15 protein-coding genes are annotated in these 13,639 nt (G+C 49.6%); 13 read left to right on the top strand and 2 right to left on the bottom strand.

Going from position 1 to position 13,639, the window contains the following annotated elements; translation table 11 throughout:
- Positions 1–183 precede the first annotated feature (183 nt).
- The 11 genes from VF724_RS12450 (at position 184) to VF724_RS12400 (ending at position 10,957) form a co-directional block, all read left to right on the top strand.
- Complete coding sequence (locus tag VF724_RS12450) at positions 184–873, top strand: response regulator transcription factor (RefSeq protein ID WP_371754574.1); 690 nt, start codon at positions 184–186, stop codon at positions 871–873.
- A gap of 1 nt (position 874) precedes the next feature.
- A complete protein-coding gene (locus VF724_RS12445) occupies positions 875–2,341 on the top strand; it encodes a sensor histidine kinase (RefSeq protein ID WP_371754573.1) in 1,467 nt (488 codons plus the stop codon).
- Between the two features lie 72 nt (positions 2,342–2,413).
- Positions 2,414–3,373, top strand: coding sequence for a 4-hydroxy-3-methylbut-2-enyl diphosphate reductase (locus tag VF724_RS12440; RefSeq protein WP_371754601.1), 960 nt, complete (start codon positions 2,414–2,416; stop codon positions 3,371–3,373).
- Between the two features lie 42 nt (positions 3,374–3,415).
- Entirely contained in the window at positions 3,416–3,895 is a 480-nt protein-coding gene (locus VF724_RS12435) for a DUF2062 domain-containing protein (protein ID WP_371754572.1), read from the top strand.
- Between the two features lie 197 nt (positions 3,896–4,092).
- Positions 4,093–5,148 carry a 3-deoxy-7-phosphoheptulonate synthase gene (gene aroF, locus VF724_RS12430; RefSeq protein WP_371754571.1) on the top strand — a complete coding sequence of 352 codons (1,056 nt, stop codon included), beginning with the start codon at positions 4,093–4,095 and terminating at the stop codon, positions 5,146–5,148.
- A gap of 290 nt (positions 5,149–5,438) precedes the next feature.
- Positions 5,439–6,863 carry a type I glutamate--ammonia ligase gene (gene glnA, locus VF724_RS12425; protein WP_371754570.1) on the top strand — a complete coding sequence of 475 codons (1,425 nt, stop codon included), beginning with the start codon at positions 5,439–5,441 and terminating at the stop codon, positions 6,861–6,863.
- A 496-nt stretch (positions 6,864–7,359) separates the two neighbouring features.
- On the top strand, positions 7,360–7,833 hold the full coding sequence (locus VF724_RS12420; protein WP_371754569.1) for a ribonuclease H-like YkuK family protein: 474 nt from the start codon (positions 7,360–7,362) through the stop codon (positions 7,831–7,833).
- A 203-nt stretch (positions 7,834–8,036) separates the two neighbouring features.
- Complete coding sequence (serC, locus tag VF724_RS12415) at positions 8,037–9,125, top strand: 3-phosphoserine/phosphohydroxythreonine transaminase (protein ID WP_371754568.1); 1,089 nt, start codon at positions 8,037–8,039, stop codon at positions 9,123–9,125.
- A 94-nt stretch (positions 9,126–9,219) separates the two neighbouring features.
- Complete coding sequence (trmL, locus tag VF724_RS12410) at positions 9,220–9,684, top strand: tRNA (uridine(34)/cytosine(34)/5-carboxymethylaminomethyluridine(34)-2'-O)-methyltransferase TrmL (RefSeq protein ID WP_371754567.1); 465 nt, start codon at positions 9,220–9,222, stop codon at positions 9,682–9,684.
- 72 nt (positions 9,685–9,756) lie between these two features.
- A complete protein-coding gene (locus VF724_RS12405) occupies positions 9,757–10,605 on the top strand; it encodes an MTAP family purine nucleoside phosphorylase (RefSeq protein WP_371754566.1) in 849 nt (282 codons plus the stop codon).
- A 100-nt stretch (positions 10,606–10,705) separates the two neighbouring features.
- The gene (locus VF724_RS12400; protein WP_371754565.1) at positions 10,706–10,957 is read left to right on the top strand and encodes an AbrB/MazE/SpoVT family DNA-binding domain-containing protein; all 252 of its coding nucleotides are present in this window, start codon (positions 10,706–10,708) and stop codon (positions 10,955–10,957) included.
- Between the two features lie 373 nt (positions 10,958–11,330).
- Here VF724_RS12400 and VF724_RS12395 read toward each other — a convergent pair whose 3' ends face one another.
- Positions 11,331–11,435, bottom strand: coding sequence for a hypothetical protein (locus tag VF724_RS12395; protein WP_371754600.1), 105 nt, complete (start codon positions 11,433–11,435; stop codon positions 11,331–11,333).
- A 132-nt stretch (positions 11,436–11,567) separates the two neighbouring features.
- Here VF724_RS12395 and VF724_RS12390 point away from each other — a divergent pair, with 132 nt between their 5' ends.
- Both VF724_RS12390 and VF724_RS12385 read left to right on the top strand, forming a co-directional pair.
- Positions 11,568–12,485 carry an NAD(P)/FAD-dependent oxidoreductase gene (locus tag VF724_RS12390; protein WP_371754564.1) on the top strand — a complete coding sequence of 306 codons (918 nt, stop codon included), beginning with the start codon at positions 11,568–11,570 and terminating at the stop codon, positions 12,483–12,485.
- Between the two features lie 172 nt (positions 12,486–12,657).
- Positions 12,658–12,807, top strand: coding sequence for a hypothetical protein (locus VF724_RS12385; protein ID WP_371754563.1), 150 nt, complete (start codon positions 12,658–12,660; stop codon positions 12,805–12,807).
- On the opposite strand, the gene VF724_RS12380 is transcribed toward VF724_RS12385, so the two are convergent.
- Complete coding sequence (locus tag VF724_RS12380) at positions 12,804–13,574, bottom strand: DUF2161 domain-containing phosphodiesterase (RefSeq protein ID WP_371754562.1); 771 nt, start codon at positions 13,572–13,574, stop codon at positions 12,804–12,806. The genes VF724_RS12385 and VF724_RS12380 overlap by 4 nt on opposite strands.
- Positions 13,575–13,639 lie beyond the last annotated feature (65 nt).

Genomic DNA, 13,639 nt, shown 5'->3' with positions numbered 1-13,639 from the left:
CTTCGAGCAGGCTCCGATAGGGTTTCCGGGCCTCGTGCGGTTTCTGAAAACGAAAAAGACCGACGCTTTAACGGTTTTTTTCGTTTTCAGAAAGTTAATTCAAGCCCGCTTTCAGTATGCGGCCGCTTTTTGCTACAATAATGGGAGAAGACAGGAACGGATCGGAAAGATGAGGTGCGTGGAATGAGGCAACAAATCCTTGTGATTGACGATGACGAGAAAATTACGTCTTTGCTGCGGCGCAGCCTTGCGTTTGAGGGTTTTGCCGTTCATACGGCCAACGGCGGCTATGAAGGTTTGAGGATTCTCATCGATTTGGAGCCCGATTTGGTCATCCTGGATATCATGATGCCTGGCATCGACGGCTGGGAGGTGTGCAGGCGCATCCGCGAAGCCGGCAGCAGCGTGCCGATCCTGATGCTGACCGCGAAGGACGATGTTCGCGACCGCGTGAAGGGGCTCGATCTCGGTGCCGATGATTATCTGGTCAAACCGTTTGCCTTGGAGGAGCTGCTGGCCAGAGTCAGGGCGCTGCTTCGGAGAAGCACGGAAATGAAGGAAGCCCCGGATCATAAATTGATATTTGAGGATCTGACCATGGATTTGGATACCCGGGAAGTGTTCCGGGACGGGAAGCGGATTGATTTGACAACGAAAGAGTTTGAGCTGCTGCATCTGTTTCTACAGAATCCGAAGCGGGTGCTTTCACGCGATATTATCATGGAAAAAATTTGGGGTTACGATTACAGCGGGGAATCGAACGTGCTGGAAGTATACATCGCCCTTCTTCGTCAGAAAACCGAAGAGCATGGGGGAAACCGCATGATTCAGACCGTGCGCGGCGCCGGCTACGTGTTGAGGGGAGAAAACTGAAATGTCGATTCGGCTTCGCCTGACCCTTTGGTATACGGGGATTCTCGCGGTGACGCTGGTTTTTTTCGCGCTGGCGCTGTATTTATTTTTATACGTCAAGATGAACAACGACACCATGCAGACGCTCAAGCAAAGAGGGGATGAATTCAGCTCGCAAATCCGGATTGTGAAATTTCCCGATTACGGATTTGTGCAAATCGTGCTCCCGGAGCTGAAGGATTTCAAATACTCCGATATTTATCTACAGACCTATACGGTGGACGGGCAGATTCAACGCTCGTCCAATCTTGGCTTCTCACTGCCGCTGTCGCAGGAAGCCATCGAGAAAGTGAAGCAGCGAAAAGAGTCCTTCGAAACGGCGAAGATCCGTCAAAACATGTTCTTGATTTACAATAAACCGATGGTGCTGGACAATAAAGAAATCGGTGTACTGCAGGTGGCGACGACGGTCGATCGGACCGACAGCTTTTTGGACAGTCTACGGAATATTCTTATTCTGCTGGCCCTGCTGACGGTGATGCTGGCAGCCAGCATCGGATGGTTTCTGGCCCGGAAAAGCCTGAAGCCGATCGATCAGGTGATCGAAGCGGCGAATCAAATTGCCAAAGGCGCCGATCTTGGCAAAAGAATTGAATATGCGGGTCCGCGGGATGAAATCGGCCGTCTGACCGGTACGATCAACGGGATGCTGGCTCGTCTTCAGTCAACGTATCAGGATCTGGAGGAGGCGTACCGGGCGCAGCGGCGTTTTGTTTCCGACGCGTCGCATGAACTGCGGACGCCGCTGACGACTATCCGCGGAAATGTGGAGCTGCTGCAGCGAATGTGGCGGCAAAAGCAGTCCGCAATATTCGGAGATGAGGCGTTAAGAGGCGAAAACGGGAATGAAAATGAGCTGGTGGAGGCGCTGAAGGATATATCCGATGAAGCGGAGCGAATGAGTCGGCTCGTCAACGATCTGCTTTCGTTGGCCAGAGCCGATGCGGGCTACAAGATGGACAAGGAACCCGTGCTGATCAAACCGATCGTGGAGGATGTGAACCGCAAGGCCCAGTTTCTGCCGCGAAAGGTTGAATGGATCCCCGGAGACCTGCAGGCGCTGGAAGATGTGTGGATTATGGCCAACCCGGATTATTTCCGGCAGCTGCTGTTTATTTTTATAGAAAACGCATTTAAATATACAGAGGACGGTTACGTGCGCGTCGATGCGGTCCGAAATGAAGACCGGATCGGGATCCGAATAGAGGATACGGGCGCGGGAATGGAAAAAGAAGAGATTCCCCATATCTTTGAACGGTTTTACAGGGCCGATCCGTCCCGCGGTCAAACAACCGGAACCGGACTCGGACTCTCGATCGCCAAATGGATTCTCGACGAACATAATGGTTCCGTTGAACTGACGACCCGCAAAAATTCCGGGACCACGTTTGTGATCTGGATGCCTGTCGACTTTTCGGGATCACGCTAATAGTATATAATATAATGATATAGAGAGCTCTTACAAATTTTCGAAGGTTGAAAGAAAAAGCAGGTGTTCATGATGAAAGTGGTTAAGATTTCTCCTCGGGGGTATTGTTACGGTGTTGTGGACGCGCTGGCGCTGGCGATGCAAACCGCCAAAAATCTTGACCTTCCGCGGCCGATATATATTCTTGGCATGATTGTTCATAACAGTCACGTTACCGAAGCCTTCCAAAAGGAAGGCATAATCACGCTGGACGGCGCCAATCGTCTGCAGATACTGGATCAGGTGGACAAGGGAACAGTGATTTTCACCGCTCACGGAGTATCTCCGGAGGTTCGGCAAAAGGCAAGGAAGCGGGGACTGACGGTAGTGGATGCGACTTGTCCCGATGTGACCCGGACGCACGATTTGATTCGGGAGAAGACGGAACAGGGCTATGAAATCATCTATATCGGCAAAAAAGGTCATCCTGAACCGGAGGGAGCTATGGGCATAGCGCCGGGACACGTCCACCTGATCGAACAGGAATCGGAAATCGACGGACTGCGGATTGCGGCGTCCCGCATCGTCATCACAAATCAAACCACAATGAGTCAATGGGATATTCGGCATATCATGAACAAGCTGCTGCAAAAATTCCCCGCTGCGGAAATTCACAACGAGATTTGTCTGGCCACTCAAATCAGACAGGAAGCGGTTGCCGAACAGGCAAAGGAAGCGGATATGCTGATTGTCGTAGGGGATCCGCGCAGCAATAATTCGAACAGGCTTGCCCAGGTTTCCGAGGAGATAGCCGGAGTCAAAGCGCACCGGGTGGCCGATGTTTCCGAGATCAATCCGGATTGGCTGAAGGGGAAACGGAGTGTGGCGGTTACATCGGGCGCCTCTACGCCTACGCCGATCACCAATGAGGTGGTCCATTATTTGGAGCAATTTGACGAACGCGACTCTTCAACCTGGGAAATTCGGCGGACCGTCAACAAGAACCGTTTATTGCCAAGCTTTAGGGAAAAGCAGGACTCCAACGCAAAATAACATGCCTTCAACGCGGAAATGATTTACGATGGGATGGGATAAATGAAACGGTGGTTGAAATACAAATATTTGCTCCTGCTGCGGGCCAAAGGGGGCCCGTCCATGGTGGCCAAGGGTTTTTCCGTCGGCTTGGCCGTGGAAATGTTCACTTTGCCCACTATGGGATTGGCCTTCTTTTTAATTTTCCCGTTCGTTTATATTTTTCGTGCGAGCTTGGCCGGCGCTTTGCTCGGATTTGTTTTCGGCAAAATCATTTACATTCCGTTTGCGTTTTTAAACAGCAAAGTCGGAGGACTTCTCGTCAATCATCATTTTATGAAATATTTGCATTTTTTTCCCGGTTGGATGGAAAAAGTCATTTTTGTAAACATGAAATTAATTGTCGGCGGCATCATTAACGGCACCTTGCTGGGACTGGTCATGTACTTTCCCGTAAAGACGCTGCTTCAGTTTTATGCGGACAAACGCAGGGACCGCAGAAAGCAGAAAAAAATGAAGATCGCCGACAACAAAAGCGGCTGATCGAAAAAGCGGATGCAACAGTCTGCGGTAACAGGCGACGGGCGGCGATTTTTTCCGCCCGTTTTTTGTCGGAGAGTCTATCGAGCAAGATTTTTTGCTTGACGATCAAAGTAAAAACAGCTATATTTACTTTAGTAATTAAAAGCGTTTAAGCGTATAAGCGTTTAAGCGAGAAAGAGATGGGAGTGTGAGAGCGCATGATCGCCATCATGAGCCATGCAACATCGGAAGAACGTCTTCAGGAGATCGTTCGGCATATTGAAAAGCAGGGCGTCACAGCCCATATCTCAAGAGGGACCGATCGGGTGGTCATCGGTATCATCGGCAAGGCCGATCCCAAGCTTGCGGAGCAATTGAGGCAGATGTCGGGGGTCGAGGAAGTAATCAAAATTTCCAAATCCTATAAATTGGCCAGCCGGGATTTTCATCCAGACAATACGGTCATCGATATCAAGGGAGTTAAAATCGGCGGCGGTGAGCTCGTCATGATGGGCGGGCCATGCGCGGTCGAATCCCCCAGGCAAATCGACGAGATCGCGCGGCTGATCAAAGCCGCAGGCGGCCAAGTGATGCGCGGGGGAGCGTTTAAACCGCGAACGGGCCCATACAGCTTTCAAGGCATCGGGGTCGAAGGCTTGGAATGGATGGCCGAAGCGGGAAAGAAGCACGGTCTGCTGACGATCACGGAAGTGATGACTCCCGAGTATGTGGATATTTGCGCTCAATATACGGACATACTTCAAATCGGAACCCGCAATATGCAAAATTTCGATCTTCTCCGCAAGCTGGGAACGATCGATACGCCGATCATGCTGAAGAGGGGCTTCAGCGCAACCTATGACGAATTGTTGAATGCGTCGGAATACATTTTGGCCGGAGGAAATCCGAACGTTATGCTGTGCGAACGCGGAATCCGTACGTTTGAATCCTATACCCGAAACACACTCGATCTGAATGCCGTGCCGGTCCTGCATCAATTGAGCCATCTTCCGGTTATCGTTGATCCGAGCCACGGAACGGGCAGGAGGGAACTGGTGGTGCCGATGTCCAAAGCTGCGGTTGCCGCCGGAGCGGACGGGTTGATCATCGAAGTGCATACCGATCCCGATAATTCGATGACCGGCGACGGCGTGCAATCCCTGTACCCGGAGCAATTTGCCGAGCTGCTGCAGGATATGGAGAAGCTGGCGCCTTTGTTGGGCCGATCCTTCAATACGCATAAGGAACCGGTTTCGTCAGCATCCTCCAAATAAGCTCTTTATCCGACTAATTATCGCATTCTCCTCCAGATGTATTCATCTGGCTTCAATTGATATGAACCCTTTTGACTTGCCCCGGATTCTTACAAAAAAGGAATTCGGGGCCTTTATTTTGACCAAAATTTGAATTGGTGTAAGAATAACTAACATTTCGCTCAAAAAATATCTTACATAAGTATTGACGCAGCAAAAATGTCGATTTATAATAACCACATAAATCAGCTAAAACTTGAACATTTCTATGCTATTACATGAATAATGTTCGGAAATTAGGAGGGCGAATAATGTCGGTTCAACACATCCTGGACATGATTAAAGAAAACAGTATCGAGTGGGTGGATTTCCGTTTTACGGATTTGTCTGGTAGAGCCCATCATATCAGTATTCCTGCTATCGAGGTGGACGAGAACACATTCAAAAACGGAGTTGCTTTTGACGGTTCTTCCATCGCCGGATTCCGCGGCATTGAAGAGTCGGATATGGTCATGATGCCGGATACGGAATCCGTTTTTGTCGATCCTTTCACCGCGCACCCGACGTTGGTTGTCATATGCGACATTTATACACCGGACGGCGAGCGCTATGACCGTGACCCGCGGGGAATTGCCCAAAAAGCGGAAGAATATTTGCAAAAGACCGGTGTGGGTACGGCCGCTTTCTTTGCGCCGGAATCGGAGTTTTTCATTTTTGACGATGTGCGCTACGATAGTTCCATGAATACTTCCTTCTATTCCGTCGATTCCGTGGAAGGCGTTTGGAATACCGGACGTGAAGAAGAGGGTGGAAACCTCGGTTTCAAAGTTATGAAAAAGGGTGGATATTTTCCTGTTGCACCGGTGGACTCCCAGCAGGATATCCGCAGCGAAATCTGCCGTCTGTTGATGGAATCCGGCCTTCGCATCGAACGCCATCATCACGAGGTGGCTACGGCGGGTCAAGGCGAGATCAACTTCCGTTTCGATACGTTGACCAAAACTGCCGACAACCTCATGAAGTATAAATATATCATTCATAATACCGCGAAACAATATGGCAAAGTGGCCACTTTCATGCCGAAGCCGCTGTTTGGCGACAACGGCAGCGGGATGCACGTTCACCAAAGCATTTTTAACGGGGACGAACCTCTCTTCTATGAAAAAGGCGGCTATGCAAATTTGAGCGAGATTGCCCTGAATTATATCGGAGGAATTCTTTATCATGCGCCCGCATTGATAGCGCTGACCAATCCGAGCACAAACTCCTTTAAGCGTCTGGTTCCGGGTTATGAAGCGCCTGTCAACTTGGTGTTCTCCAAAGGCAACCGTTCCGCCGCTGTCCGTATTCCGGTAGCTGCGGTTACGCCGAAAGGATCCCGCATCGAGTTCCGTACTCCGGACTCCACGGCTAATCCGTATCTTGCCTTCGCAGCGATGCTTCTGGCAGGATTGGACGGAATCAAGAAGAAAATGGATCCGACCAAGCTCGGTTACGGTCCGGTCGACAAAAATATTTACGAATTGTCCGATGCGGACAAAAAAGAAATCCGCAGCGTTCCCGGCAGCCTGGAAGAAGCGCTTGACGCTCTGGAAGCCGATCACGAATTCTTGACCGAAGGCGGCGCATTCAGCGAGGACTTCATTCAAAATTATATCGATTTCAAGCGTTCCGAAGCCAAAGAAGTCGCTATCCGCATTCATCCGCACGAGTATTCCTTATACTTTGGCTGCTAATTATATCCGAAAAGACCAAAAGAGGGTTGTCTCCAGAGTCGATGGGACAGCCCTTTTTCTGTACTTCTATGGGCGCCGTAGCGTTTTAGCTGTCGAAAAACCCCTCATTATGGGAATGAGGATTCATAGGGCTGGGAGGTATCTTCTGTAGAGACCTGGGTTTATGCTCCCAAAGCAGTTTTTACGCCATTGAAACCGGGAAAATACCGTAATTTTTAATTCTGTTTCCTGGTCTCAAGAGCGACGGAAGATGATACCCCCCACCCGACAAAAAGACTAACGGCTCGTGATGAAATTAGTTCCACTTTTGGCGGCAAAGTATCAAGCGGTTTTATTGATCTTTGCTTTTTCGGGATTATTTCATCACGATGCCTAATTTCATTCTTAGGGTTTCTCATCACTCTGAACGCCGTCAGGCGTTTTTGTATTATTTAATACCCTGTTAATAATTTCAACATAAAATAGAAAACATACGATATGAAAGGAGGAATCCATCATGCACTTTACCAGTCCGACGCGGGGAATCATGACGATTCATGAGATGACGGAAAACATACGCGATTATATTCAGGAAGATCCGCATGCCCGTTACAAATTGGTGATCGGGACCGATTCCCATACCAACAGACAAGGAACGGTGTATGTTACGGCATTGATTATTCACCGGGGCGGAAAAGGGGCAAGACTGTTCTACCGTAAGCTGAGGACCAAGCCGATGATGGACCTTCGCTATCGTATTTATCGTGAAACGGAATTGAGTCTGGAAGCGGTTCGCCTGTTGAACCAAAACGGAATAAACAAATTGCTGCTCGATTCGCCGGTTGAAATACATGCCGACATCGGGAATAACGGGGATACCAAAAAGCTGATCCAGGAAATAGTCGGTTGGATTACTTCCATCGGCTATATAGTCCGGATCAAACCGTACTCCTTTGGGGCCAGCTCCGCGGCAGACCGCTTTACAAATTAAAATTAACATTAAGGGCTCGGGATGAAATTAGTTCCACTTTTGGCGGCAAAGTATCAAGCGGTTTAATTGATCTTGGCCACCAATTTAGCGGAAGTTATTTCATCGCGACGCCTAAAACACTTCCCATGTGCAACAAGCGTCTTGAATGCATACGCGAATCTTGCTATCATATCCATATCATATATTGGAGAAGGTGTGTCTGAGTGGAGAAAAGAGCATACAACTTTAATGCCGGACCGGCGGCGTTGCCTTTGGAGGTTCTGCAGCAAGCGCGGGAAGAGCTGGTAAACTACAGGGGAATCGGCATGTCCCTGATGGAAGTATCCCATCGAAGCAAGGAATACGAGCAGGTCAACGACGAGACGCAGCAGCTGTTCAGAGAGTTGATGGGCATTCCCGAGGGGTATCATGTCCTCTTGCTGCAGGGAGGCGCCAGCACCCAATTTTCGATGATTCCGATGAATCTGCTTCCTCCGGGCAAAACCGCAGGGTACGTGATGACCGGAAGCTGGGCGGAAAAAGCATACAAGGAAGCGAAATTGATAGGCGAGGCACAAATCGTCGCCAGTTCCGAGGCCGACAACTTTGCAAAAATTCCTTCCTTGAAAGAAATCAGCATTCATCCCGATTTGGCTTATCTGCACATTACGTCGAATGAAACAATCGGAGGCATTCAGTTTCAGCAGTTTCCGGATACCGGCAATGTGCCGCTGGTGGCCGATATGTCCAGCGACATTCTCAGCAGACCGATCGATGTCTCTTCATTCGCGCTGATCTATGCCGGCGCACAAAAGAATCTCGGCCCATCCGGGGTTACTGTCGTGATTGTTCGCAACGAGCTTGTTCAGGACTCACCGAAGCATCTGCCGACAATGTTCCGTTATTCGACTCATGCGGCCAATCAATCCCTGTACAATACCCCTCCTGTCTATTCCGTCTATATGATGAACCTGGTGCTGAAATGGGTGAGGGATCAGGGCGGTGCGATTGAGATGGAGCGCAGAAACCGTGAAAAGACCAAGCTCATTTACGACATGATCGATCAAAGCGGCGGATTCTATCGCGGTGTGGCGCACCCGGAAGACCGCTCGCAGATGAATGTCACCTTCCGCTTGAACGACGAGGAATTGGAAAAGCAATTCGTGAAAGAATCGTCCGCACAGGGTTTTGTCGGTCTGAAGGGTCACCGCAGTGTCGGGGGACTCAGAGCCTCTACATACAATGCGGTTCCATACGACAGCTGCAAAGCGCTGGCCGAATTCATGGGGGATTTCCAGAAGCGCAACGGATAATTATTTCGACAATCTGTGTCAAACAAAGACGCCACTCCTGACGATTTCCGGCGCAGGAGTGGTTTTACGCTGTTTGAATTAGAGGTGATGCCGATTGGCTTTTCACATTGTGCTGGTTGAGCCCGAAATCCCGGCAAATACGGGCAACATTGCGAGAACTTGTGCAGCGACAAAGACGCATCTGCATCTGATACGGCCGCTTGGGTTTTCCACCGATGACCGGTATTTGAAAAGAGCTGGGCTTGACTATTGGCATGCGGTAAACCTGACCTATTACGATTCGTTCGGAGAGCTGAAGGCGCGATATCCGGACAAGCGTTTTTTTTTCGCAACAACTAAAGCGAATAAGTTCTATACGGAATACCGCTATCAGGATGAGGACTTTTTTGTTTTCGGGAAGGAAACCGCCGGATTGCCGAAAGAGATTCTGGAAGCTCATTCCGACTCGCTGATTCGCATGCCCATGACGGATGCGGTACGTTCCCTGAATTTGTCGAATTCAGCGGCCGTTGTGCTCTATGAAGCTTTAAGACAGGTCGATTTTGCATGGCTGAAGTGATCTGTCGGACAAACCGATCCAGCTTCGGACAAACCGACAAACCGATCCATGTTAGCGAAAGGAAGGAACAGTATGGACAAAAAAGCGATACCCCAGCTTGATTTTGCCATTATCGGCGGTTCGAGCGTGTTTTCCATCGAATTTCCCGAGGATTTGAACCGTCCTGGAGTTCATGTTCGGGAAAGCGGCATGATATTCGATACCCCCTTCGGAAAGAGTCCCGAATTCAAATGGTTTGAATATGACGGCAAAAATGTCCTTCATTGCAGAATGCATGGCTGGAGACCGAATGAGGTTACCCGCGGAACGGCTTCGCAGCAGCTGTTCTGGGTTCTGCAGCAGGCCGGAGTGAAGAAGATTTTCGTGGAAGGCGGCGTCGGAAGCATCAACCATCTTCTGGAGCTGCGGGATCTGGTCATCCCCAATGATTACATCGATAATTCCATGCGCAAGGATGTCGGTCTCGGCGGTCCCTATCTGCTGGTGATGAGGGAGGCCATTTGCCCGACGCAATCCAAGGCGCTGACTGAAGCGGCGCGCAAGAGAGTGGAACGCAATCAGGATCACCCGCGGCATGTGTATAACAGGGGGATTTATGTCAATACGGACGGGCGCCATTTTGAAAGTCCGGCAGAGATCCAGATGTTCCGGCAGTGGCATGGCGATATCGTGGGCCAAAGCATTTGCCCGGAAGTGTACTTAGCCCGCGAGATTGGAGCGTGCTATGCGGGGATTTATATGGTGGTCAATTACGCGGAAGGGATCATCAAGGATTGGGAGCATCGGGAGCTGGCCGACATTTTTTATCAGGAATCAAGCACCATCGGCAATATCCTGCTGGACGCGCTCCGGGAGATCGATCAGGATCAGTCCGGCTGCAACTGCCGTGAGCTGCGGAAGCAGACGCTGTTGAAAAAATAAAATTAACGGATAGAGAAGGGTTTTTTATTTAAACCATCGAATTATTTAAATATATGCTTGATTTCATACAGAAAACGCAGCAGACAGAGAGGTGAAATCGTTGAAACCGGTTGGGGTAGTTCGCAAAGTGGATCAATTGGGGCGAATTGTATTGCCGAAGTCTTTAAGAAGAAGATATCAGATGAATGAAGGGGATCCTGTAGAAATTTTGGTTCAGGGAGATCATATCATTTTGGAGAGGTACAAGCCGAAATGCGTATTCTGTTCATCAATGGACTCCGTGGTCGAGTTTAAAAACCGTCATATCTGTTCACCATGCATGGAAGATATGAGACAGCTCAGATCCTCCTGATCTAAATTAAAATTACAATCAGCTGACAAAAAAACCATGCCCGAGACGGCATGGTTTTGGCTTTTCGCGGAAGTTTATCTTACCACATAAGAATTTATAAGTTTCGGGGCTTTTGAAAAAGCAAATTCTTAATGGAAAAAAACCACCTCTTGAAGCGGTCGCTCATCCTTGAATTGGCCTCGATAGAGGTTTTTTTACAAGCCTTTTGTTTTATCGTCGTTGTAAGCTGCCGTAAAGATGGAACCTAAAAACAGTAACAAAACCGTCATAACCAAATAAAAAGTGACCGACATGCTACCCACCTCCAAATTCTCTTATTAAATTATACCCAACTGCCCAGAAAAAGCAAACGGAAAAGTTCTTGACAATTTTGTTAATGCCTTAGCAAGCTTCTGCGGATTGCTCCGCTAATTTGTTTGACTTCATTGGCCAAGATGCCAAATCCCTTCCCCTGTTCTTCAGCTCTGGCGGCCTCGATGGATGCGTTTAGCGCAAAAAATTCGTTTGTGCGGCAATATCCGTGATGAAGGAAAATTGGTTTGGGCCGATAGAAAGGAAAGTCCGTTTGCAGGGCATGCTAAGCGCATGCAGGTCATCGGGAGGTTGAAGCATGATGGTGGACTGCCTAATTGTCGGAGGCGGGATTGCCGGATTACAGGCGGCAATCCAATTGGGCCGTTACAAACATAATGTTCTGGTCGTCGATTCCGCATCCGGCCGTTCCACTTTGTGCCGAAGCTACCATAACTTACTTGGATGGCCGGAGGGAGTATCCGGTCCCGATTTACGGCGGATCGGCCGAAGTCAGGCTGAACGGCTGGGTGTCCGTTTTATTGAAGACGAAGTGGTCGGGATCAAGCGTGACGGCGGGGGATTTGCGATTGAGTTGAAACGGGATCCGGATGTCCGTTACTGGGGACGGCTTTTGCTGCTGGCCACGGGGATTATGGACAGCTTTCCTCCCCTGCCGGGATTGGTTACTTGTTTGGGTCAATCCATCTATGTTTGTCCGGATTGCGACGGCTATGAAATCAGGGGTCAAAAAACGGCCGTTCTGGGATCGGGCAATACCGGGGCGAAAATGGCCTTAACTCTGTATTACTGGACAGATGACTTGATTTATATCAACCACGGGCAAAAGTCCATTGACGGGGACTTGATCGATCAATTGAGCGAGAGAAACATTCAGGTGATCCGGCAGGAGATCGCCGGGATTGATTCGGACGGAGAAGGCAATCTGCAGGGAATTCGTTTATCCGGAGGGGCGGCGGTAAAAGTATCGAAAGGATTTATCGCCTTCGGGGGAAATCGGGTAAAAACGGAATTGGCGGAACAGCTCGGGATCGAACGGTTGGAGAATCGTCATATCGTTACCGACCCCCGCACCAAAATGACGAGCGTTCGCCACGTATGGGCCGCAGGGGATATCGGGGTGCATTCCGAACAGTTGGCAATTGCGATGGGGGAAGGCTCGCAGGCGGCCATCTGGATGCATAAGACCCTGATGGAAGCGGATAATAATGGGTAAAGGAGTCTGTCTACGCGACCAGAGAGTATATTCTTTTTTCAAAATTAAATGGTATTCCGAAAAAGGGATACTACCACCGCTGTTAAAACCCGGAACATGATTTGATCTTGAATAAATACTCCAAACAACTCGGACAGAACTCCATAGTTAGAATGAATAAAAGGAGGCTGCCATGCAAGAACAATCCAATATCAATAGGAAGGAACAAAATCCAAAGTCCGATACGGCCTTTCGCCCATCCACCGGCAATGCGAACGATGAAGCGGTAGAAGCGTTCAAGCAAGCGATCGAGGAGCTGGATGACAATCCGGAGGAGTGCTAGGCTTCTCCGGCGGATTGATTCTCGAAAGCCCTGGCGGATGCCGCTTCGAATTGCATCTGAGATTCCCCGGGGAAGCGCGCGGCAAGGACATCCGCATAAAGGTTGAGCGCTTCTTTCCCGGAAGGAGACAAACGGTACACCCCGCGCTTGACTCGTTCAAACCATTCGTAATGGTTGTCTCGCAGAATCTGCGGGGCTTTCTCAATGCCGGACAGACTGCGCAGTTCCTTTGGACTGGCGGCTTCCCGCTTTTCGAGCATGAAGGCCAGAAAGAGCGCTTGTTCCCGGTAGACGGTAACAATTTTGCGCTGAGTGCTTCCGCCGATGTTGAAATCTCCGCTTCTTCCATGAAATTCAGCGAGCAATTTCGTTGTCCGCGACTTGACGGAGTTCGGCATATACGGTCCCGGATCGCAAAGCACATGCACCCCGGGATTTCCCTTTCGATAGAATTTCACACCGATCAATCCCAAACCGAGCATCCGGCATAAATTCACCCACCCGTTCCATTTTCTTTTGGAAAGGCCCCGTCCTTCTCTGTATTCCACAGCCAAATATACCCGATCCGACAGCTTCAGGCGATCGATCCCCTGAAGCACAAGCGAGAGGTTGAACGATTTTTTCATCTCGACGATCACCGGACTCGGATCATCCTCCCGGAAAGCCACCAAATCGCAGCCCTCCACTTCCGCCTTGACCAAATACCCTTTATTTTCCAGAAATCTTTTGATCGGTCCATAAAGCTCTGTTTCATTGAGAATGCTCATACTTCGCCTCCGGATGAAAAACTGAATGAAAGAATAGAGAAATAGGGGTTATCCGCTTCCACGAT

The sequence above is a fragment of the Ferviditalea candida genome, from assembly GCF_035282765.1.
Classification (GTDB): domain Bacteria; phylum Bacillota; class Bacilli; order Paenibacillales; family KCTC-25726; genus Ferviditalea; species Ferviditalea candida.
Note: the sequence above shows the minus strand (reverse complement) of the source record. Positions and strands in the feature narration are given on the sequence as shown.